Origin of the sequence: Ehrlichia japonica, assembly GCF_000632845.1 — a bacterium.
GTDB classification, from domain to species: domain Bacteria; phylum Pseudomonadota; class Alphaproteobacteria; order Rickettsiales; family Anaplasmataceae; genus Ehrlichia; species Ehrlichia japonica.
The window spans coordinates 668,362-691,619 of the sequence record NZ_CP007474.1; the positions used below are offsets into that span (position 1 = coordinate 668,362).

At 30.0% G+C, this 23,258-nt stretch carries 19 protein-coding genes and 2 tRNA genes; 7 read left to right on the top strand and 14 right to left on the bottom strand.

Annotated elements, in window-relative coordinates; genetic code table 11:
- Positions 1-158: 158 nt before the first annotated feature.
- On the top strand, positions 159-905 hold the full coding sequence (gene fabG, locus EHF_RS02695; protein WP_044194923.1) for a 3-oxoacyl-[acyl-carrier-protein] reductase: 747 nt from the start codon (positions 159-161) through the stop codon (positions 903-905).
- Positions 906-923: 18 nt separating this feature from the next.
- A complete protein-coding gene (locus tag EHF_RS04520) occupies positions 924-1,724 on the top strand; it encodes a hypothetical protein (RefSeq protein ID WP_052349291.1) in 801 nt (266 codons plus the stop codon).
- On the opposite strand, the gene EHF_RS02700 is transcribed toward EHF_RS04520, so the two are convergent.
- Positions 1,718-1,789: transfer RNA gene (locus EHF_RS02700), tRNA-Met, on the bottom strand. The two genes, EHF_RS04520 and EHF_RS02700, sit on opposite strands and share 7 nt — an antisense overlap.
- A 375-nt stretch (positions 1,790-2,164) precedes the next feature.
- Between EHF_RS02700 and EHF_RS02705 the strand changes: the two genes are divergently transcribed.
- Entirely contained in the window at positions 2,165-2,926 is a 762-nt protein-coding gene (locus tag EHF_RS02705; protein WP_044194926.1) for a hypothetical protein, read from the top strand.
- Positions 2,927-3,271: 345 nt separating this feature from the next.
- Here the strand turns inward: EHF_RS02705 and xth are convergent, their stop codons facing one another.
- The 4 genes from xth to EHF_RS02725 all read right to left on the bottom strand — a co-directional run bounded on the left by xth (position 3,272) and on the right by EHF_RS02725 (position 7,347).
- Positions 3,272-4,117 (bottom strand): exodeoxyribonuclease III, encoded by an 846-nt coding sequence (xth, locus tag EHF_RS02710; protein ID WP_044194927.1) that lies wholly within the window; start codon positions 4,115-4,117, stop codon positions 3,272-3,274.
- A gap of 27 nt (positions 4,118-4,144) precedes the next feature.
- Positions 4,145-5,410: a bifunctional glutamate N-acetyltransferase/amino-acid acetyltransferase ArgJ gene (argJ, locus tag EHF_RS02715; protein WP_044194930.1), complete on the bottom strand. Its 1,266-nt coding sequence runs from the start codon at positions 5,408-5,410 to the stop codon at positions 4,145-4,147.
- A gap of 207 nt (positions 5,411-5,617) precedes the next feature.
- Complete coding sequence (locus EHF_RS02720) at positions 5,618-6,310, bottom strand: hypothetical protein (protein WP_044194934.1); 693 nt, start codon at positions 6,308-6,310, stop codon at positions 5,618-5,620.
- Between the two features lie 383 nt (positions 6,311-6,693).
- Positions 6,694-7,347, bottom strand: coding sequence for a hypothetical protein (locus EHF_RS02725; protein WP_232228926.1), 654 nt, complete (start codon positions 7,345-7,347; stop codon positions 6,694-6,696).
- Positions 7,348-7,593: 246 nt separating this feature from the next.
- Here EHF_RS02725 and EHF_RS02730 point away from each other — a divergent pair, with 246 nt between their 5' ends.
- On the top strand, positions 7,594-8,775 hold the full coding sequence (locus EHF_RS02730; protein WP_044194939.1) for an argininosuccinate synthase: 1,182 nt from the start codon (positions 7,594-7,596) through the stop codon (positions 8,773-8,775).
- Positions 8,776-9,415: 640 nt separating this feature from the next.
- On the opposite strand, the gene EHF_RS02735 is transcribed toward EHF_RS02730, so the two are convergent.
- From EHF_RS02735 to EHF_RS02750, 4 genes are all read right to left on the bottom strand, one after another.
- Positions 9,416-10,324: a hypothetical protein gene (locus EHF_RS02735; RefSeq protein ID WP_052349275.1), complete on the bottom strand. Its 909-nt coding sequence runs from the start codon at positions 10,322-10,324 to the stop codon at positions 9,416-9,418.
- Between the two features lie 324 nt (positions 10,325-10,648).
- Positions 10,649-10,722: transfer RNA gene (locus tag EHF_RS02740), tRNA-Met, on the bottom strand.
- A 51-nt stretch (positions 10,723-10,773) separates the two neighbouring features.
- Complete coding sequence (locus tag EHF_RS02745) at positions 10,774-14,712, bottom strand: ankyrin repeat domain-containing protein (protein ID WP_044194945.1); 3,939 nt, start codon at positions 14,710-14,712, stop codon at positions 10,774-10,776.
- Positions 14,713-14,896: 184 nt separating this feature from the next.
- Positions 14,897-16,090 (bottom strand): deoxyguanosinetriphosphate triphosphohydrolase, encoded by a 1,194-nt coding sequence (locus tag EHF_RS02750; protein WP_044194947.1) that lies wholly within the window; start codon positions 16,088-16,090, stop codon positions 14,897-14,899.
- A 69-nt stretch (positions 16,091-16,159) separates the two neighbouring features.
- On the opposite strand from EHF_RS02750, the gene EHF_RS02755 reads away from it, so the two are divergent.
- The 3 genes from EHF_RS02755 to nuoI are packed head-to-tail and all read left to right on the top strand — an operon-like array spanning position 16,160 to position 17,857.
- Complete coding sequence (locus EHF_RS02755) at positions 16,160-16,621, top strand: HesB/IscA family protein (RefSeq protein ID WP_044194950.1); 462 nt, start codon at positions 16,160-16,162, stop codon at positions 16,619-16,621.
- Between the two features lie 14 nt (positions 16,622-16,635).
- Positions 16,636-17,343 (top strand): signal peptidase I, encoded by a 708-nt coding sequence (lepB, locus tag EHF_RS02760; protein WP_044194952.1) that lies wholly within the window; start codon positions 16,636-16,638, stop codon positions 17,341-17,343.
- 7 nt (positions 17,344-17,350) lie between these two features.
- Entirely contained in the window at positions 17,351-17,857 is a 507-nt protein-coding gene (gene nuoI / locus EHF_RS02765) for an NADH-quinone oxidoreductase subunit NuoI (RefSeq protein WP_044194955.1), read from the top strand.
- 143 nt (positions 17,858-18,000) lie between these two features.
- Here nuoI and EHF_RS02770 read toward each other — a convergent pair whose 3' ends face one another.
- The 5 genes from EHF_RS02770 to EHF_RS04740 form a co-directional block, all read right to left on the bottom strand.
- On the bottom strand, positions 18,001-18,297 hold the full coding sequence (locus EHF_RS02770) for a hypothetical protein (protein ID WP_232228927.1): 297 nt from the start codon (positions 18,295-18,297) through the stop codon (positions 18,001-18,003).
- A gap of 180 nt (positions 18,298-18,477) precedes the next feature.
- Complete coding sequence (gene typA / locus EHF_RS02775) at positions 18,478-20,322, bottom strand: translational GTPase TypA (protein ID WP_044194957.1); 1,845 nt, start codon at positions 20,320-20,322, stop codon at positions 18,478-18,480.
- A 2,106-nt stretch (positions 20,323-22,428) separates the two neighbouring features.
- Positions 22,429-22,893, bottom strand: coding sequence for a DUF3023 domain-containing protein (locus EHF_RS04885; RefSeq protein ID WP_084475733.1), 465 nt, complete (start codon positions 22,891-22,893; stop codon positions 22,429-22,431).
- The gene (locus EHF_RS04915) at positions 22,815-23,045 is read right to left on the bottom strand and encodes a DUF3023 domain-containing protein (RefSeq protein WP_084475734.1); all 231 of its coding nucleotides are present in this window, start codon (positions 23,043-23,045) and stop codon (positions 22,815-22,817) included. The genes EHF_RS04885 and EHF_RS04915 overlap by 79 nt, the downstream gene beginning before the upstream one ends.
- The gene (locus EHF_RS04740; RefSeq protein WP_156928264.1) at positions 23,005-23,169 is read right to left on the bottom strand and encodes a hypothetical protein; all 165 of its coding nucleotides are present in this window, start codon (positions 23,167-23,169) and stop codon (positions 23,005-23,007) included. The genes EHF_RS04915 and EHF_RS04740 overlap by 41 nt, the downstream gene beginning before the upstream one ends.
- Positions 23,170-23,258 lie beyond the last annotated feature (89 nt).

Consider the following 23,258-nt stretch of genomic DNA (forward strand, 5'->3'; position numbering starts at 1 on the left):
ATTACGTATATTCAAATATTTACACAACATCACTATCTTGATAACCTTCCATCATCTTGCATAAATATACATTTATGCATCACTTTACAACACAACTCTTTACTTATCATTTTCAACAAAGTAGCATATCATATTTAAAGTGTACATTTAGGTTTAACATGTTTAATCTATCACAAAAAAGATTTTTAATCACTGGAGCATCTGGTGGCATTGGAAAGGCTATAACTAAAACTTTATCAGATGCAGGAGCTACACTTTGTATTTCAGGTACTAAAGAATCTGTTCTACAGGAAATTGCAAAACAATCTTCAAGTGCAGATAGTATAATACATACTTTACCATGCGATTTAACAAATAATGAACAGATTAATGGCTTAGTTGACAATGCATGTAAAATTATGTCTGGTATTGATGGTATCGTATGTAATGCTGGTATTACATTAGATAAACTCACATTACGTACTTCTGATGAAGACTGGCACAAAGTTATCAATACAAATTTGACCACAACCTTTAAGCTGAACCGTAATGCATGCCGTTCAATGTTAAAAAATAATCAAGGCAGAATAATTAACATCTCTTCAATTATAGCCTTTACTGGTAATCCTGGACAAACAAGCTATGCAGCATCCAAAGCTGCTATGATAGCCATGAGCAAATCCATAGCAAAAGAGTTTGCAAGTAAAAATATAACCGTAAATTGTATAGCTCCAGGATTTATTGCAACACCAATGACAGATGTATTATCAGAAGAACAACGCAATAATATTATTGCAAACATTCCTATGAAAAGGGTAGGTACACCAGAAGAAGTAGCTGCTGCAGTTCTATTCTTAGCTAGTGATGAAAGCAGATATATTACAGGTCAGACTTTACACGTAAATGGTGGAATGTTAATGTACTAACCAACATAGAAAGAGTGCATGTTTTTTTTTAAGAAAGCAACACATAAAACTAAATTCTACATAGCACTTTGTGCTAATGTCATATACTTTGGAGTGTTCCTATTTGCAATTTTTATACAACTAATCAGGTTTCCTTCTAAGCTTAGCGTTAAAGATTTATTGTTAATTAATCTGCTGATGGTTTTATCAGCACGCATTATGCTGTGTCTACTATCGTATTATGAATTAGCATGTACACACTATACTGATGATAAAAACTCTTTAATGAAATATAAAAAAGTAGCACACACAACTGAAGCAATTAGTACTACAATTGCTATAATAATACAAGTCATTGCAATATATCAAGTAGCAGCAGGTAATTTAGAGATAGTATCAAGTAAAAAAACAGCAATCCACACCAAAGGTGCTGTAGACTTTGCTTGTATACTAATCAAGCTATTAATAGTATCACCATTGCTGATATATTTTAACTATCATAGAATGAACAAAAATAAGCATATAACACACACAAAAAATATGGAATACTTATTTTACCTTTCTCTAGTGTCATTAGTGATAAGTTTTATAGCATTTGCTGGAAAAATCATTAATGTCTTAGAACAAACCCAATACTTTACTCTCTTTGACACAGAGAATCACAGTAACAATGGGCCTAACAACTTTCCTCTTGGACCAATAATTAGAATATCATGCATTGCAGCTAGCATAATTTTATTCACAATAATGTTCAGTATAGAATCATCTATTAACTCAACACTATCAGATACTGAAATACAGTATGAACACAAAACATTAAATAATACGGTAAGTGGCTAAGGAGGGATTCGAACCCACGGCCAAAAGATTATGATTCTTCTGCTCTACCACTGAGCTACCTAGCCCTTTACTAATTCATATAACATATGATTCTTATAATTTCAACATAATTATACAGTAATTAATTATAAAGAACTTAATATTTATAACTTAATAAAAGAAATATTAAAATTATATAATGCTTTTAAACCCAATTTAATACCATCTTACTATACCAATACACGTTATTTTATACAAAAACACCTTATTTTTATAAACTTACATAACAGAAAGTTATTTTAATGATATTATAAAAGACTTTTTTATATCAAAAGATATTTCTACAACAAAAAATATATTATAATACTTGTACCTTAAATAAATAAAAAGTTTTATTATTAAAATAGTTCAAGAATAAGGCAGTAAAAATCATAAATTTACATAATATCAAGTATACAAACATGACCCAAAATAAGACCTTAAGTTACACAAAAATTCATCTTATAGCTATGATAATAATTTTATCATTATGGAATGTTTTTTTTATAATAAAATTAATACCAATTATTCCAAAAGATGTTAAAAATCTTATATTCTCATATACTGCAATACTATCAATATCATCAATATTGCTTTATGGTATTAATATAATATACAATTTAAATATTACATTAAAAAACTACAAAAAAAAATCTGCAAAAAAAATCTTATTTTCTTACTTGGGATTTATAGGAGAAGCAGCAAGCTTACTAGGACTCAATATTATATCCACTATTACCATTTTAATTTTTCCAATTAACAAGCCTATTGCTATAGCTGCTTCTATATTGAATATACTATCTTCACTTTTTGTTATAGAATATGCTTCGATTTTATTAGACACAAATATTAAACAATATAAAGAATTAAAAAATACCAACACATCTACAAAATATACAATATGGTCAATGGTAAACTGGAGTGCGGCATTAATTATATCAATAGCAAATGTAAGTTTCACATCTGTTAGTTACTTCATAAAACATAATGGCACTGATATTTTTAAGATCTTATTATTTTCAGTATATATATCAATTATTACTTCTATGGTTCTTATGAAAACCATGCAAGAAAATGATCCTTCAATATCATTAAATTTACAAGTAGAAGCTATAAAATCTAATATAGCAGAAGAAAGACAACATCTTACTAAATATCAAGAAAGCTGCGAGTACAGTAGGTAAAACTCACAATATATAATCAGACTTTTTCTACAGTAAAATACAAATCCACACATTGTAAAACATTGTATTTATATACCTAATAAGTCCGGTAAAAATATTAAAAAGTATATCTTAACCCTCCTTCAATCATATAAGTACTCATATTAATATCTACATGAAAAATACATTGCAGCATATAGTAAAACTACAAATACAACATACATTACAAACAAAACATTATTAAGTTCTTGGTAAAACATTCAAAATATACTGTAAAATTATTTCTATATCTAAAACATACCATATATTGCAAAACACAAATTTCTAGATATAGATAAATCAAACATTGTATTGATATATAACTGACTAAGAATTTAAATCAATACTACATACAACTGGAGCATGATCAGAAGGTATATCTAACCCTCTGAGTTTATCATGAATAACACAAGATAACAGCTTATCTACAGCTTGTGGTGATAATAATAAATGATCTATCCTTAAACCCTTGTTTTCTTGCCATGCACCTGCTTTATAATTCCACCAAGTAAACTTCTGCTCATACTCATTTAATATCCGAAAAGCATCTGTAAATCCTAGATTTAAAATAGATCGAAATTTTTCTCTTTCAGATTTATGAAAGCACAGCCTACCATCCATAATTTCAGGAGCATACACATCTATAGGATAAGGCCCTACATTATAATCACCACCCAATATTAAAATATCTTCCTGTTTAAGTAAAGAGAACATATGTTCCCTTAACTGATCAAAAAATCCAAGTTTATATTGAAACGCATCAGAATCAATACTTTGCCCATTAGGAACATATACACTAGCAACACAAACTTTAACATTATTACATAAAATCACACATTCTAAATAACGAGATTCTCTATAATTATAAATAAAACCTTCTGAACTTAATTTGTGACATAAACTAGATTCGTAATCAGATAAAAAAATACTTGTAACCAATTCCCCAACTATAGGGTACCTTGTTATAATAGCTACCCCATTTCTAGCTTTCTGTCCATGTACATAACACCTATATCCTAATGATTCCACATTAGAAAAAGGAAATTGTTCATTTGTACACTTTATTTCTTGTAATAATGCTATATCAATATCATACTCTACCAGCCAACTACATAGATGATCCAACCTCTTCCTAACAGAATTAACATTCCACGTAGCTATTTTTAAATTCATTGTAATTTCTAAAATTAACAATAATAATTAAGTCAAATATTTGCTATTAATATCAACAAATCTATGAGTTAAATCACAAGTCCATATAGTTGCATCAAAATTACCAGTATTAATATCAACTTCAATATAAATATTCTGCTCATCTTTCACGTATTGATTAACAGCAACCTTATTATAGGTAGAACTAATTTCACCATCTACTAATACAACATTATCTCCTATTTTCAATGAAATCTCATTCTTATTAAATGGCTCTCCAGCTTTACCTATAGCCATAATTATCCTACCCCAATTAGCATCTCCACCTGCTATAGCAGTTTTTACAAGTAAGGAATTCGCTACCGAAAACCCTAATTTTCTAGCAGAATTCAATGATATAGCATTTTTAATATTAATTGTAATAAATTTTTCCACTCCTTCTCCATCTCTGACAATCAAATGTGCCATTTCCACTAACATATCTCTTAAAGCAATCTTAAAGTCATCAATGACTTGATCATCAACAGAGCACACCTGTTCATGTTTAGCAAGATTTGTCGCAAATATCAAAACTGAATCACTAGTAGAAGTATCTCCATCAACAGTAATATTATTAAAAGATACATCAACATATTCTCTTAATAATTTTTGCAATACATCTGACTTGATATTAGCATCAGTAAAAACATATGCTAACATTGTCGCCATATTAGGAGCAATCATACCTGAACCCTTACATATCCCATTAATCGTAACTTTCTCACCACAAATTAATACTTCTTTTGTTACCATTTTTATAAAAGTATCAGTTGTAGTAATACTATTAGCAGCATCTTCCCAGGAGTTTTTAGCACTACTCCATGTAGGATCTAGTATAACAGATTTAATTTTATCAACCGGCAAGGGAATGCCTATAACTCCTGTAGAGCAGAAATAGACTTCTTGAGTAGAACAACCAAACCTTTCCGCACATAATCTTGTAACTTCTTCAACAACTTTATACCCTCCAATACCTACTGCAACATTGGCATTACCAGAATTCACAATTAAAATTCTTGCTTTACCATAAGGAAGTATCTTCCTACAATGTTCAACATTGCTGCTTGCTGTATAAGAAGTTGTAAAAACACCTCCCACACTAGTGTTAATTGGCATTTTTACTATTAAAAGATCAAGCCCATCCAAAGTCTTTCTAATACCACACGCAAAAGAATACAACTCAATTCCATCAATTTCAGGCATAACAGGAAAATCAGTAGGAGCAAGAGGAGAAAGAAGAAATCTAGATAGATTCTTTGAAAAATTTTTGACCATTATACACTACCAAGTTAACATTTTTATATATCTCAAGTTATATAAAGTATAATCACACAATGCAAGAAAGCTATTAAAAAAATCAAAACAGTATTATATTCTTATCGACAGCCCCTAAAATTAATCATAATACTACTGATGTTTTTAAAAATAAATCTCATTAAACAATTACTATATGCCTCAAGCACAGTAAAGCTTAACCCAGTATTATAACATAATCTTAAAATCAACAAATACAACATGAGAATTCAATTGAAAATCCTGAAAATGATACATTACAGTATTTCCATCTTCATCATAGATTTTATTTGTATCATATTTCCAATAATTTCTCAAATAGCTATATCCTATACATAAGCTTACTTTTTTTTTATCAATATAACACAATCCAACCTCACTCTGCACGCTCATACCATAATGAGTCAAAGCATTACTTCTAAATCCCTGATAATTCAATAAACCAGCAATACCAATCCCACAACTTAAGTATGCCATTAATTTATTACTAATAACATAATCATATCCAGAATTAACAAGAGTAGTAACACTATTAATTTCAAATATATTTTCTATCTTTGATGTATAAAGTTTTCTGCCAATAATCCTTTGCAATATATCAATCAAATCCATTTTTTCAAAATCCATTAATTTCTGTATTGCAGGTTTTATATTTGCATACCTTATTTTAAATTCATAAAAAAAATTATTATTCAATTTATACCCAATCGCAGTACTAATATCTATATTAAGATGCTGATAATCTATATATTCTGACTTAAAACTATCAGAATAATCTCCCAAAAAATTATAACCTCCTGTTAAATAAAAATGATTAGCTATAGCGTCAAAACTAAATGTAATAACTGCAAAACATATAATGGCATATATATAATTTTTCATAAAAAGTAAAAATATTAACTATATATTTGATATACAAATCTCTACTATGAAGTCAACATAAAAATTATTAGGATAAATTATCCAATACAATTAATACAATCTAAGTCAATAATTTCTCTATTACCTTATTGAGATATTACTATCTTGCATCATTTTTAACTATAAATTACTTATATATTATCAATAAGATAAATAACACATTTAAGAATTAAATTAATGTATACTCATGTATAATTAATAACACGTTTTTAATCATGAAAATATAATAATAAATTCTTTAGAAAAACCATTTCTATAATTCACATCACAATAAGTAAAAAATTTACTAATTAAAAACCAATATGTTATAAATAATAATTAATGTAAATTATCAATATATAGCATTAAAAAATAAATTCTAAACCAAACATAAGACCATAAGATCCTAAAATACAACAATGTTTCAAATTAACACCATCTCTGGGTTTTTCATAACCAATAAAATATCTATAACCACTATACATAGCAATATTACGTAATAATTGATATTTTATACCAACTATATTTTGTATCATTAATTTGTTTTTAAGATCTAGAGATTCACTACTTTTTGAAAACCAATCAATAAGATAATGGATATCAATACCTGATCCAAAGAAAAACGTAAGGTCCCTTATACTAAAAAAATTACCAACATCATAGTACAAATTAAAGAAAATTTTATACTTATTGCTATTCCAGTATAACATTTTCTTTTTCAAAGATTCTTCATTATCTTGATTAAGTATCTTTTGTTCATTAAGTACTTTTTTCTTAGTTATATACACAAATTCTAAATCAGTTCTAAAATTATTTGAAGAAGCACTAGGACATATATAACCCAAGGACAGTTCAACATTATAACCAATTACATTATTTACACTAAAATCAAAATCTAAATATCCATCTCCAATTTTAAACTCTAGTATTTTTTTATCATATCCATAAGAACCACCAATATAAAAATTGCCAATAGAGCTACCTACTATATCTTTTGCAATTACTTCATTGCATTTCAAACAAATTAATACCAAAAGTATAATTTTTAGATACAAGATAATCTTCATGAATACACTATTTTATCAATATAGTTATACATAATATAATATAAATTATTATTTGCATTGTAATTTTATTAATATTTCAACTTATTTCGATAAGATCGAACTTTCAAACCACTACAATGTCAATAATCAACTAATAATAACTTGTCATTCTAATAAAAACATAATAAAATTTAAACTATACATAATTATTATAATCTAATGAAAAAAATAGTATTAGCTTACTCAGGAGGGTTAGATACCTCAGTTATATTAAGATGGCTTCAAGAACAATATAACTGTGAAGTAGTAGTATTTACTGCAGATTTAGGTCAAAACGATGATATGTCTGCTATAAGACAAAAGGCAATTTCATTAAACGTCAAAGAAATTTTCATAGAAGACCTAAAGGAAGAATTTGTAAAAGATTTTGTATTTCCCATGTTTAGAGCAAATACTGTATATGAAGGATATTATTTGCTTGGTACATCTATAGCAAGGCCACTAATAGCTAAACGGCAAATTGAAATAGCTCACCTCACAGGAGCAGATGCTGTAGCACACGGAGCAACTGGAAAAGGAAATGATCAGATTAGATTCGAATTTGGATACTATTCTTGCAACCCAAATATAAAGGTAATAGCACCTTGGCGTCAGTGGGAATTAACCTCAAGAACCAGCTTAGTAGAATATGCAAAAAAGCACGACATAGATGTTCCTTTAGACAAAGCAAGTGAACCACCGTATTCTATAGATGCAAACCTATTGCACACTTCATATGAAGGAAAATCCTTAGAAGACCCATATGTTGAACCTGACTATACAATGCTCTCCAGATCAGTAATTCCAGAATCAGCTAGTGATACTCCAGAATATATAGAAATTTCCTTTGAAAAAGGAGATCCATATGCAATAAATAATGTACCTCTTTCACCCGCAAATCTATTAAAACAATTGAATACAATAGGTGGTAAACATGGTATAGGAATTATAGACATAGTAGAAAATCGCTATGTAGGAATAAAATCACGAGGAGTATATGAAACTCCTGGAGGAACAATACTTTTACATGCACACCGTGCCATAGAAAGTATAACTTTAGACAGAGAAGCAGCACACCTTAAAGATGAAATAATGCCAAAATATGCCAAACTAATATACAATGGTTATTGGTGGACTACTGAAAGACAAATGTTACAAGCACTCATCGATAAGTCGCAAGAAAAAGTAAACGGAGTTGTACGCTTAAAATTATATAAAGGATCTGTTATGATCGTGGGACGAAAATCTAAAAACAGCTTATATTCACATGATCTAGCAAGCTTTGACGCATCAGAGAATTACAATCACGGAGATGCAGAAGGATTTATTAAAATAAGTTCTCTAAGATTAAGAAATAGTTAACATTTACTTTTAATACTGAACTTTATAAATAACAGTATAGGTTATTCATATCACCATCGTCACAACGCTTAATATTTGGATTTAATCCTAAAGAATCTAATCTTAAATGAATTTTTCATTATTAAATATAGATCACTGTTATTAACTTTTTTATTGCTAGTTTCTTCATTTTTTATTCAATTATCATCAATATATGTATTCAGAATAAAAATTTACATGAAAATAGACTCAAATATAAACTAACATCAGTATTATTACAAAACATCTATTATTCTTAAGTGATATTGTATCCTCAATACTTAACCAACCTTTATTATTAATAGATGATTAATTTTACTTATCCTTTCACAGTTTTTTCATTCTTTTTATTAAGCTACTAGAGAAGATAAAAAATTTTAAACACACATACATTTATGGATTTAGTAATATACACCACCACTTTACTCCTAAATTCAATAACATTCATTAATAATTCTTTTAAATTTCATAGTATCCAATAAACAGACTAAAGTAAGTTATTATTTTGGAGTGTATATTCATTCATTAACTTAGGTGATAAACATTTACTTAATTTCAAATCTGAACCAATTCTTTACATCAAGTAAATGTACATCTACAAATAGTATTGTACATTTCATCATTAAAGATCAGTCAATAACAGATCAGATTTATTATCAACCGTCTGTACTATAAAACCCAAATCTTGCGGCTTAATATTACAAGTCCTCAATTCTTCATTTAGCTTTGCTTTTTCTTCTAATACTTCCTTTGTTGTCCATGTATTACTGTGTTCAGTTGCTACAGCATGATGCGGCCCAAAAACTTGTGAAAAGAAGATAGACGTTAAAACAACTGCATATCCAATAAAGACAGTAGCTTTTAAAAGCATAGCAAGATTATGATTACTATAAAAGTCTAAAAGCTCATATAATACTGTTTCATATAAAATATTATAAATCCCTAATGAAAGAAAGAATATACTATTCAATACTGTCCACCTAGCATGCAACTTTATCCCAATACTATTAGATTTTTTTGATACAGCATTGTCTTGAATACTTCTCATTAAAAGTATAGATCCATACATTATAGAGAATGATGACGCTAAGATATTAAAAACACGCATAGGCAAAGCTATAGAATTAAAAGGCATTAAGTGCGCCCCTAAGATCAGAAGTATAGAAGCTATACAACAAAATCCTATAGATTCACCAATAAAACCTGATGATACTATTAGTTGCTTTTTAACATCTGATACACTAGAATCTTTAGTTGATTTTAGCTTTCCTCCTAATTCACGCTTTACATTAATTATATTCAATATATGACATGTAATATTAATAAACTGCGAGATAAATGATAATGCTGCAACTGTTAAGAAAAGATAATCTCCTAAAAATTTTATATTGCTAGGTCCATATAAAATAAGAAAAAATGCACTAGTTAATAATATTAAATATGAGACTGACAATACAATATATGCCATTTGCCATCGATGAATTTGTTCTTTACTAAATAACTCTTCCTTCGCATGACTACTATATCTCATAAAAACCATCAACATTAACGTAACTTTAATTATGACAACACAAGTCAATAGTTATCTTATATATTACACTTTACATAACTTTAATATGATATGGAATAAAATCAGGTAACACATAGTGCTATTAGCTAGCAAATAACAAATTAAAATTTTTGTATAAATGAACCACTTTTAATGAGTAACCACTACCTTAAAGCCTGCACTACATTAAAAATAACAGCTCATTATTAATAACGATAACACCTTCCCTAAATTACCCTCACCTCACAAAAAAATTAATAACAGGAAAAATCAAAATAAATAACTTACAAACTTAACGCAAAAAAGTTGCGGGGGAAGGATTTGAACCAACGGCCTACAGGTTATGAGCCTGTCGAGCTACCAGACTGCTCTACCCCGCATTATTACTAGGACCATAAATTTTTTAGAACCTAGATATTTACTATACTAAATTACTTACTATGGCAAGAACTTTTTTTAGCAGTAGTACTTTGACTTAGGCTAGGAGGAGATATTGCTTGATCATCCACAGGTTCAGCCATAACCTGAGAGATATCCTGAGCAATTCCTTCTATTTCCTCACTTAATTCTTGCATCTGACACGTTGGTGTTTCTTGTTGATCAGATGATTGACTAATACTAGAAGAAGATCCTTTGCTAAAAGTACTAAAAGAGCTCAAGCTTGATATAAGTGACCCTGCAAACTCTGATAATTGTATATCTTCTATATTAAATTCCTCAAAAACCTCTGTTGACACACTATGTTCTTTTTCTTCTAACATTTTACATTTTTCTTTATCTTCCGCTAATGATTCACTACTAGTAGACGAAGAAATTTCAACATCACTACCTTTTTTTTCTTCTGCTAATAATTGACCAGTATTAAATGCAGTTAATTCACTCGAAGTTACAGATGCACTTCTAGCGACCGCTTCAGATTTTACTATTGACTCAAATAAAGAAGACTGTAGCCCAAATAATCCTCTACTTTTTCTCAACTTACTTTTCTGACTAATACACTCTGATAATAACTTACCATCTGAACCAGGTACTGCTAATGTATTGGTATTACACAATGGAAGGAATTTTGAAGAATATTTACTATCTTGTGACAGAGCATAATGCATAGGAGTCTTTAATTCTGCATTTCGGTTATTAACAAGACCTGTTAATACTCCTTTATCTAACTTATTTATAGCTAATTTTACTATAGAATCAACTGAGGAATGACCAGTAGCTTTACAAGCTAAATGCAGTAATGTATTACCTTGAGCATCTTTTGGTACCATTACACGAGATAAATCCACTTTTTTACAACTTTTCAACATTAATACTACAAATTCAGGATGACCACCTTGCATTGCTAAATGTAATGGAGTATCCCCCTGCTTATTTGGTACACATGCTAAATTCGCTAATTGCCTTTTATCTAAGCTATTTAGCAATGACTTAACCATACTTACATTACCAGATTGAATAGCCATATGTAATAATGTGTTTCCATCTTGATTTTGTACTCCTACAATCTTTGATAAATCTTTTTTAGATATAGCACGCATCATATCAGCTGCCATCCTAAAATTACCTGACTCCATAGCCAAATGTAGGGGTGTATTGCCATTATTATCTTGCCTTGAAAGCACAACCTTAACATCCCTAGACATAATGGCTTTTAAAGCTTTTTCAGCAAATTTTACATCTTTATGACTAGCAACCATATGATATGCTGTCATACCATTACTTCCAACTATAGCAGCATCACATTTATTCTGTACTAGCAACTTTACCATATCAAGGTTGGAATTTTCCACTGCAACCATCAATAAACTATTTCCAAAATGCATACTACTCGGATTAGGTACTTTTTGATTAACATCTCCACCATGACTAATTAATAACTGAGCAGCTGCCATATTATTACATATTACAGCAGCGGATAATGGATACGTGTCACTGCTTGGATAAGTTGTTACACCTTTATGATTTAGTAACATATTTAATAATTTATTATATCCACAATATGTACATTTCTCTAAAAGCATATTCTTATCTTCACTTGAACCAAGTGTTGCACCATTACCCAATAACATCTTAACCATCCTAATAACACTGGCTTCATTCTGTTCTGAAGATATTGCATGAGATAGCATAGACTTACCATCACCATCCATAACACTAGCATCCGCACCAGCCGCACATAACGCTTTTACAACTTTTAGATCTCCTAAATCTACGGCTTCATGCAAAGCTGTTTTACCAGCAGCATTTTTAACATTCACATCAATATTAGGATTACCTAATATTTTTTTGATAAGTGAATGGTCACCTTTACTAATTGCATAATGTAATACAGTATTACGACTTGGTCCCATACCTTGATTAATATCCAAACCCTTATGAGATACCAACACTTTTATTACCCTGTTATCACCCCGGATACATGCTAAATGCAATGGAGTAGTTACATTAGAACTCTGAGCATTAACTTCTGCCTTTGAAGCACCATTAACAATAAGTTTTGCAGTTTCAGCATTACCAAATAACATAGCCATATGACAGCTATTTACTCCAGTAGAAGATTCTTGTTTCAGGACATCTGGTAAATTAGAAAGTAAACTAAGTACCGATAGATTATTATGTTGAATAGCACGATGCACTGGAGAGGCAACGAAATCTACCGATTGTATATGCTTATATAAATCGTTAAATAATCCTAATTCTGTATTTTCTGTAGTAAAACCAGATAAATCTAATCCTTTACCTCCAGTCCCTTCTTCTAATAAAGACTGATAAAAGACCTGCTTCCCATGGTACTTTTGAATACTCTTTTTAAGTACAATAAATACTTTTTTATCAGCTAAGCTACAAGCAAGATGCAAAGGTGTATTACCGCGAAAATCACCTGATAATAATGATTCAGCAACACTACCCTTACCTTTAACAACACTCGCTTTAGCTAAGCATAAAGCCTTTACTGTATAAAAATTATTCCCCATAACAGCGTGATGTATAGGCATATATCCATCTACATCACGTTTACAAGCATCTATTCCATTTTGTAATAACATTAAAGGCAATGCTCCTACATTATTCCCTATTACAGCACAATGAAGTGGAGTATGTCCATGCTGATCCTGCATATTAACTACATCAGTTTCAGAACTAAAACAGCCCTTTGTATTCCTTAATATAAATGCTAGTACTTCAGGCCTAGAACATGCAGCAGAATGATGTAGAGGAAGTTTATCCATACCATCCACTGCAGCAAAATCCGCATTATACTCTTTAGCCATTGCCACATTTTCTACAGAACAATCAAGATTTCGACACATAACGTGCATAAAAGTTTCATTGCCAAAATTCCGAAGATTAATAACATCATTTCCTGTATTAGATATACAACGACTTAGAGTTTTACTATCACAATTTTGAGCAGCAAAGTGTAACGGTAAATTACCTTCAGTATCTTGAAGGTTATAAGCATCATGTCCAGAAAATCCTGATGAATCTTTCGTATTTTCTATAGCTGAAATTACCCTTTGATCAACATTATATGCATAAGCCAAATGTAGTAATGTCATTAGATTCCTACCTTCACTAACAGGATTACCTTCAACTCTAACCTTTACTGGATTGAAAATATCCTCAGCTACTCCTTGATCATTAGTTTCTAAAGCAAGAATAATACCTTGTATTTGCTCTTCAGATAAATTCCCATTAGATTGTCTTATCTGATCACAAAGACTCAGCATTAATCCTGAAGTCACTAACACTTTAGGATCTATTTCTTTATCATTTAGAACTGCATTTCTAACAGATTCCCAATTCTGATTATCCTGAAATTCCATAGCATCATAGCCATCACTAGAGTGATATGGCGCATCTACCAAATCTCTGCTACGTATACTAGGACCATTATAAGGTAAAAGAGAAGCCTCCTCTTCTTCAACATAAGCAATATCACTGATCTCCCCTTCCATTGGTGGAGGTGGAAGAGGAGCCTCTTCTTCTTCAACATAAGCAATATCACTAATATAATCTCTTGGTGGAAGTGGAGGAGGAGTTTCTTCTTCTTCAAACGAAGGTTCTTCTAATACTGGAGAAGCAGCAGGTCTCTGACTTTTAGGCAAAGGTGAAGCATATATATCCTCAACAATCTGTTCTGATTGTTGTCTTACTTGCCCATCATCTTTTTGACTTGTTTCAATGTCAGAATATTGAAGCTCCTGTATACCCTGATACAGATCCTCTTCTACATTCAGCTGTTGCTCTTGCCCTTCAGTTAATTGCTGATCTTGCCCACCTTGAGGTGAATCTTGAGGAGGATTATTATCCTGTAAATTAGGATTTCTTTGATTTTGTTGTAAATCATCCTTTTTTGGATCTGTCATAAAAATCTCCTCCAATACATATCTGAATCATTAATGCAAATACTACAAACAAAACATATTATAATAATTACACATACTAAAGTGGCTCGATAAAACATGCACACCGTACTTGTTACGTTATCAATAATATTTAAAAAAATAATTAATATAATTGTTATAATGTATATAGTACAGTTAATATTTATTAAAATGCTAACATCTCATATGTTGCATCAAAAATTTTTCTATGTTCTTGAATAGCAAAACGATCAGTCATTCCTGAAATAAAATCACAAATTACAATTGATCGATCCATTAAATTCGAATCCATTGCCTTCATAGCCCAATCAGAAGGTAAAATCTGTGGATCATCATAAAAAACTTGAAATAACTCCCTTATTATACGTTTTACCTTGTTTTTTACTCTTTTTACTTTATAATAATTGTATAGTTTTGTTCTGAGAAAATTCTGTAAACCTATTTTATATTGATTCATCTCTTCAGAAAAATGAACAAGTGCCTTACCTAGTTTCCTAATATCATCTTGAGAAGATATATCATACTCCTTAATATTATTTATAACTTGAGATATTATATCTGCTATCATAATGTCAACAGTCTTTCGTAAAAATTCATGTATAATTCGATTATCAGATACATTTAATCCAAAATTATCATCTATAACTTTCTTTAATACTCCCCCAATTAATGGCAATTCCAATAATTCCTCTATAACTAAAATCTTTGCCCTTATTCCATCATCAATATCATGCATGTTATAAGCTATATCATCAGAAATAGCTGCAATTTGTGCTTCAGCACTAGAGAAATTCTCAAGATCTAACTTATAATACGAATCATAATCTAACATAAGTTTATGTATTTTCTTACTTGAATTGACTCTATTTTTACCTGTAATAGGACCGTTATGCTTAGCTACCCCTTCTAATGTTTCCCAAGTAAGGTTCATACCATCAAATTTTATATATCTTTTTTCTAAAAGTGTTAATATTCTCAAAGCCTGAATATTATGATCAAATCCCAAATGATGCATAGCCATTTCATTTAAAGCATCTTCTCCTGCATGTCCAAATGGAGGATGACCTAGGTCATGTGCTAAAGATATAGCCTCTGTCAAATCTTCATTAAACCTTAATTTTCTACTCAATAATCTTGCTATTTGAGAAACTTCAAGACTATGAGTTAATCGTGTTCTATAATAATCATTTTCATAATTAATAAATACCTGTGTTTTATACTGTAATTTACGAAATGCACCTGAATACATAATACGGTTACGATCTCTTTGATAACAACTACAATACTGGTCTTCCTCTTCATGAAATACTCTACCTTTTGTTTTAGTAGGATTACATGCATATTTTACTAAATCTAACATAGTTATAATTTGACACAAAAAAAAAATATGATATATTCACTTGTTAGTTTTTAATTCGGTATTGTATATATGTCAAACTTAAAGAGTGCAGACTTAACCCTTACAGAAAATGCTGTTAATAAAATTAAGCATTTAATTAACCAAGAAGAAGATGCAGGTTCTCTTTTATGTTTATCTGTTTCTGGTGGTGGATGTTCTGGATTTCAATATAATTTCAATATTGGTAACATAAATACATTACTTGCTAATGATGAAGATGATGAAGATGATGAAGATGATGATTATGATTTTCTTGATGAAGATGACGAAGAATATGATGATGAAGATGAGTTAGAGGGAGGAAGTAGCGCAAAATTTACTGTTTTTGACGAAGAAACAGGAAAGCCATTATTGTTGATAGACAAAGCATCTAATGATCTTCTAAAGCACTCTACAATAGACTATATTGAAGATATCAATGGATCAAGGTTTATAGTAAACAATCCAATTGTAAAATCTAAATGTGGATGTGGTAATAGCTTTTCTATATAAGTAATGGTATAAATTTGAAAAAACGTTATTCTTTTTTTAAGCTTTCCTCAACCATATTTCTTGCCTTAGTTGCAGCACTATTGTTGCGGGTCTTTTTATTTGAGCCATTTCACATACCATCTGGCTCAATGAAAAGTACGTTATTAGTAGGTGATTACATATTTATCAGCAAGTATAGTTATGGTTATAGCAGACATTCTATTCCTTTTTCACCACCAATAATAAATGGTCGTATTTTTGCTAGATTACCAAAAGCTGGTGATGTTGTTGTATTTCGTCCACCCAAGGAATTAAATCTTCATTATATAAAAAGAGTTATTGGAGTACCTGGTGATAAGATACAGCTTATCGATGGCTTTTTATACATTAATGGACAAAAAATGAAGTATGAAAAATTAGGCGATTTTATTGATGATGATGGAAAGGTAATTACTCGCTATTTAGAAACTTTATATAATGGAAATGCTCACGAAGTGTTAGATGAAGTTCCAGACAGTCCACTTGATAATACTCCTGTTTATAATGTACCCAAGGGGCATGTTTTCGTTTTAGGAGATAACAGAGACAATTCGCGAGATAGTAGGTTTATTACAGATGTTGGATATATACCTCTTGAAAATATCGTAGGTAAGGCTCATGTAGTAGCATTGTCATTTAAAAAATCTGATACTGTGTTACCTTTTACAGTAAGATTAAATAGAATATGGCATACCATTAATTAGGATTATTATGATTTACAAGAAAAAAAATCCTAGATTATTGATTATTAACTTGATACGGAGTCTCTTCATTAATTGCAAGGGTATGTATATTACTCTACGTTACATGTTTAAACCAAAAGTAACATTAAACTATCCTTTAGAAAAAGGTCCCTTAAGCACAAGGTTTAGAGGGGAACATGTATTGCGTAAATATAAGAATGGAGAAGAACGTTGTATAGCATGTAAATTGTGTGAAGCCATATGTCCAGCTCAAGCAATCACGATCGAAGCTCAAGAACGAGATGATGGTAGTCGTCGTGCGGTACGTTATGACATAGACATGACAAAGTGTATATATTGTGGTTTTTGTCAGGAAGCATGTCCTGTAGATGCAATAGTAGAAGGTCCAAATTTTGAATATGCAACAGAAACAAGAGAAGAACTAATGTATAATAAGAGTAAGCTACTTCATAACGGACAAGTATGGGAGGAAGCTATTGATTTAAGAATAAAAAAGAACAGTCAGTTTTACTAAAAAAGAATTTTTATAATGAATCTGTATTACTTTACATAGTTGCAGTACTAAAAATTCTGTATATTTTGAGAAGTACAAAACCCATTAAAATTTAAAAGACAGAATTCAATAATTTATATTCATAATTCTTTATCACAAGTATATCAAACAAGCAGCTCATTTCTAATTTTTAGAGCTCTCTTATAGTTTAAATATACATTATTTAGCAATTCAATTATATCGTGATTATTACAAGATAATATAACACTTATATCAGATTTAATTGTATTACACTTATAATCTAATAGATCTACTAATTCTTGCTCTATATACTGAAGGTCTTTTACTGTTGAAAAATCTAATTGTTTTAAATACTCAATTTGTATACCAATAACATTTAGTATCTGTAATTTTATCTCAACAATATCATGCAATATAAACACTAAAACCCCCATCAACATGAAATATATTCCCACATTTCTATAGAAGATTAGTTATTATAAATCTCTACCTTTTTACTTGATAAAAGAATACTAAAATATCTCGTTAATAAAAATTCAACTTTTGTTAAAAAACTTTATCCTCATAGCTGAGAACCATAAAATCACTGTCATATGATCCTCTATAATAAAAAAATTTAATTAAATTATGTTCTTACTAGCACGAGAAGCACGCTTACGTTCATTAGGATCTAAATATTTTTTACGTAAACGAATAGACTTAGGCGTACATTCAACTAATTCATCATCATTAATAAATGCTATCATTTCCTCTAAAGTCATTATCTTTGGCGGAACTAACCTTATTGCCTCATCTGAACCCGCCGCTCTTATATTAGTTAACTGTTTACCTTTTAACACATTCACATCAATATCATTTTCACGATTATGAAGTCCAACAATCATACCACAATATACCTTATCTTGAGGTTTGATAAACATAACACCACGATCTTGTAAATTAAATATTGCATAAGCCACTGCATCACCTTTATCAGTAGAAATAAGAACACCATTATTTCTAGTAGGAATATGACCTCTATGTGGAGCATAACTATGGAATAATCGGTTAATAATTCCAGTACCATGAGAATCTGTTAAAAATTCCCCTTGATAGCCTATAAGACCACGTGAAGGGACCAAAAATATCATTCTTACTCTGTCTTTTCCAGATGGACGTAAATCTTGCATATCACCCTTACGGAAACTTAACTTTTCCATAACAACACCACTATATGCTTCATCTACATCTATAACAACTTCTTCTATAGGCTCTAAAACTTGTCCTTTCTCATCCTGTTTTAATAAAACACGTGGCCTAGATACAGATACTTCAAAACCTTCTCTTCTCATTGTTTCTATTAATACTCCAAGTTGCAGTTCTCCTCTTCCACCAACTTCATACGCATCACCCTGCTCTGTTTCTTTAACCGTAATCGCCACATTTGTCTCAGCTTCAGCTATAAGTCGTGTTTTAATAACAGTTGATGTTAACTTCACTCCTTCTGTTCCAGCAAATGGTGAATCATTTACACCAATGGTAACTGCCATTGTCGGAGGATCAACAGGAGTTGATCTAATAGGAAAATTAATAGAGTTATCAAGAATACTATCAGATACAGAAGCCTTCTCAAGACCTGCCACAGCAATAATATCCCCAGCTTTTGCTTCTTTAATTGATATACGCTTTAACCCTGAAAATGCCAAAAGCTTTGTAAGCTTACCATATTCAACAACTTCACCAGATAAATTTAAGACTTTAACACTGTCATTAACTCGTGCTGTACCGGTATATATTTTTCCTGTTAACATTCTACCTAAAAATTTATCTGACTCTAATAAAGTCAACAACATACTAAATGGTGCATCAGCATCATAAGATACAGGTTTAACATGTTGAACAATTGCTTCAAACAATGGTACTAAACTTTCTCTATTATCAGATAAGTTTTTAACACACCATCCATTTCTCCCTGATGCATATAATATTGGAAAATCTAATTGTTCATTAGTAGCATCTAGATTAATAAATAACTCATACACTTCATCTAATACTTCATCTATTCTACTATCTGGTCTGTCAACCTTATTTATAATCACTATTGGTAATAACCCAGCTTTCAATGCTTTTGACAAAACAAACTTAGTCTGAGGCATAGGACCTTCTGAAGCATCAACAAGCAGTAAGACTCCATCTGCCATTGACAATACTCTTTCTACTTCTCCACCAAAATCTGCATGCCCTGGAGTATCAATTATATTAATTTTCTTACCTTGCCAAATAACAGACGTACATTTTGCTAAAATGGTAATACCACGTTCACGTTCTAAATCATTATTATCCATTACCCTTTCAGCTATATCTTGATTCTCTCTAAACGTACCACTCTGTTTTAACATACCATCTAATAGCGTTGTTTTCCCATGATCAACATGAGCAATAATTGCTAAATTACATATCGACTGATAATCACCTTGTGACAACATAATATCTCTTAAATTTTAAAATTCTACACACTAACTTATAGCATACATGTTACTAATCAACAAATACTGATTTAATAATTATTGGTATCTATTTATTCAAAACAAAAACATTTAAACTCTTTAATGAAATAAAAAAAACAGTAATTTATATCGAACTATTATAAAAAACAGCTACTTTATCTCTTGTATCACAGAAATCTGAAAATTCAAAAATTATTTAATAAACAATATTATTTAACCTAATTTAAACACTAAGCTAACCATTATTAAAAAATATTTTTTTAGCTCACGTATCTTTTTTGTTTATTAAAAATCAAAACCTGACCGCTACACACCATAAAACTAATAAACCTTTTCGGATATTCTCTTTCATACAAAATTTGTTCTACATCCACAACATCTCTAAATCCTAACTACTAATTAAAACTACTTTTCACTATAACCTCTTTCTATATTAGGATTATTTCCATAATATTTTGCATTAATTATCTCAAGAAGATTACTACTATTTGAGTATATCTTTAAGATCTTTATCGTTTAGATAAAGCACATTATTTGACTAAAAATCATGTATATGAGTAATTATTTCACTTATTTTTCTGTACTAATATAGTTATCGACTTCATCAAAAAATTTTTGTCAATTGAGAACCAATATGTTGGCTAATCAATATAAATACCATGACTATCAAGATTGGATTAAACATTGTTGTAAAATATAAAACCTTTAAATACTAATAAATCTTCCAACTTATTAGCTAAATATATCTACCTTGTGATTATTATACCTAATAATTACTAAATCCACTATACCCCTAGAAAATATGTAGTATTTTACCCTTTTAATAAAAATAAAACTACTTGTATTCAGCAGAGATAACTCTCTATCCTTATGAATTCTAGAACCACACACATAATCTATCATTAGACATAATAATTACTGTAAATAAGCTTTCTCTGCTAAAAACTTTTTTTTAATCAAAAAACAATATACTTCATCCATATAAAATATCATATCAAGAGTATATTTCTTGGTATAGGTACGATTTTCTAAAATCATCAATTATGAGTTCTTGCACTAATATTTTTATATAAAACAATCCTAAAAGCCTAAAATTTATAAAGTTCTACTGCCTCTATCATCAGCATAACCTATATAATATTTTATATTGAACTATTATTTTCTCTACGAATTGGACCTCTACAATATAATTTATTCTTACTCAGTATTTGTTCTCCATATTACCAACAGTATATCTACCACTACACCTGAAAAAGTTAATTATCACTACTTACTTACCAATTTCTCTAATTCCTGTTTTCTTGCACATAACAATAAATCTTCTTTTCACTAGAATAAAATCCGCATTTAACTATACAACATCCATTAAAAACTAAATTTTTACCATAAAGCCTCCATGTACCATATTAATACAAATTTCTATAATTACTGAAATCTATTCCAACCAACCCTTCCTATTTACAAAATATCTGAAACACTTTATTAGCAAAATTCACAAGACATTTTCATGAACATTCCACCCATATGAACTAAAAAGTACATATGCAATTTTAGATAACTACTAAATGTCCAAGAATACTGCTTACTAGATCTCATGACTCCTTCCTAAAGCATCAAATGTATTTATGGATTTAGTAATTATGCACCAACACTTTTATTATATTTTTCTAAATTCCATAAAATAGATACCAGTTTTAGCACTCAATTATGATCCTTACAATTCCTAAACGTTTATCACATGACACACCACTCGCAATTTATTCTCTTTTTTTACATACTCATCTGATATAAACCCTGCTTATAAAACCAAGCTACACGAAAACTTTTGAAATTAATACCATATAGCTTAATATGTTATATGGTATTAATTTTATATCATATTCATACTAAATAATACCTAACATAGATAATTCAGAAATAGAACAATCACTTCACTTAAGGTAAATATAACAAGTATTATTATAGCTATTCTCTAAATCATTTTAATAACCCCATATCTCTTTCAATCCCAGTAATAGAAAGATGCATTAATTGTGTCATTACTTCCTCTCCTACCTTATACCTCTTCTCTCTTTCTTCTCTTTGTTATGCTCTCCTGCTTTCTTCTGAGTGTAGCTGAGATGCTATTGCAGATTGTAAATCATGATCTGTATCCATCAGTACCGTCATAAGACCTAATTTAGCGTCTTCTTTTTCATCATCATCTCCCATATCTTTCTGGGATTCTTTCTTACTTTTTGGAAAATAACTCTGACAGCATGAAGAATCATCATGTTTTTTTTTATCTACTGAAAAATCTGCATCTAACTCTGCAGTATTTGCCAATTCATAATATGCATCAAAATCCTGGTCATTCGGTCCTCCGGGTATACTACTTAAAACAAAATACCCATAATGACTAAGATTAAAAAAAGTAGGTCCTTTCTGTTTAAAGAAATCTCTATCATCAACTAACGCACTACATACCTCACTCATAAATCCAGGAAGATTGAATGCGTTAACTTGAAAGTACAGATGGAATGGTACAGAACGAGTAAGTGGCCCCCATATTCCCTACCTACTAACTTACGTAATTCTGGACCCCGTCTTACCGCCTCAGATGGTATATAACCTTTTAATAAAAACAAAGTATCTCCTGTACCTGGAGCAGTTAACCACTTATTATCCTTGATTTTGAGCAACACGTACCCGCAGCCTACCATTAGGTCCAGAACTACCTATTACACAAGCTGACTTTAACTTTAAACCGCTGTTAAAAGATGACAACTTTTCGCACAAAAGACTGTTATACTGTTTTTTTCTTTCTAAACATTTACTACCTAGCATATAAATAACCTTAAACCATATAATTTACAATGCTTTCCCTATAACATACTGATATTATAGATTTTTTTTTTACGCCTAATAGTATATGA

Excerpts from the sequence above, each read along its gene's own strand:
- typA (WP_044194957.1), bottom strand. The coding sequence starts at position 20,322 with ATGTTGTCACAAGGTGATTATCAGTCGATATGTAATTTAGCAATTATT.
- argJ (WP_044194930.1), bottom strand. The coding sequence starts at position 5,410 with ATGGTCAAAAATTTTTCAAAGAATCTATCTAGATTTCTTCTTTCTCCT.
- EHF_RS02750 (WP_044194947.1), bottom strand. The coding sequence starts at position 16,090 with ATGTTAGATTTAGTAAAATATGCATGTAATCCTACTAAAACAAAAGGT.
- fabG (WP_044194923.1), top strand. The coding sequence starts at position 159 with ATGTTTAATCTATCACAAAAAAGATTTTTAATCACTGGAGCATCTGGT.
- EHF_RS02770 (WP_232228927.1), bottom strand. The coding sequence starts at position 18,297 with ATGTTGATGGGGGTTTTAGTGTTTATATTGCATGATATTGTTGAGATA.
- EHF_RS04740 (WP_156928264.1), bottom strand. The coding sequence starts at position 23,169 with ATGCTAGGTAGTAAATGTTTAGAAAGAAAAAAACAGTATAACAGTCTT.
- EHF_RS04915 (WP_084475734.1), bottom strand. The coding sequence starts at position 23,045 with ATGGTAGGCTGCGGGTACGTGTTGCTCAAAATCAAGGATAATAAGTGG.
- EHF_RS02730 (WP_044194939.1), top strand. The coding sequence starts at position 7,594 with ATGAAAAAAATAGTATTAGCTTACTCAGGAGGGTTAGATACCTCAGTT.
- EHF_RS02745 (WP_044194945.1), bottom strand. The coding sequence starts at position 14,712 with ATGACAGATCCAAAAAAGGATGATTTACAACAAAATCAAAGAAATCCT.
- EHF_RS02705 (WP_044194926.1), top strand. The coding sequence starts at position 2,165 with ATGACCCAAAATAAGACCTTAAGTTACACAAAAATTCATCTTATAGCT.
- nuoI (WP_044194955.1), top strand. The coding sequence starts at position 17,351 with ATGATTTACAAGAAAAAAAATCCTAGATTATTGATTATTAACTTGATA.
- EHF_RS02720 (WP_044194934.1), bottom strand. The coding sequence starts at position 6,310 with ATGAAAAATTATATATATGCCATTATATGTTTTGCAGTTATTACATTT.
- EHF_RS02755 (WP_044194950.1), top strand. The coding sequence starts at position 16,160 with ATGTCAAACTTAAAGAGTGCAGACTTAACCCTTACAGAAAATGCTGTT.
- EHF_RS04520 (WP_052349291.1), top strand. The coding sequence starts at position 924 with ATGTTTTTTTTTAAGAAAGCAACACATAAAACTAAATTCTACATAGCA.
- EHF_RS02735 (WP_052349275.1), bottom strand. The coding sequence starts at position 10,324 with ATGAGATATAGTAGTCATGCGAAGGAAGAGTTATTTAGTAAAGAACAA.
- xth (WP_044194927.1), bottom strand. The coding sequence starts at position 4,117 with ATGAATTTAAAAATAGCTACGTGGAATGTTAATTCTGTTAGGAAGAGG.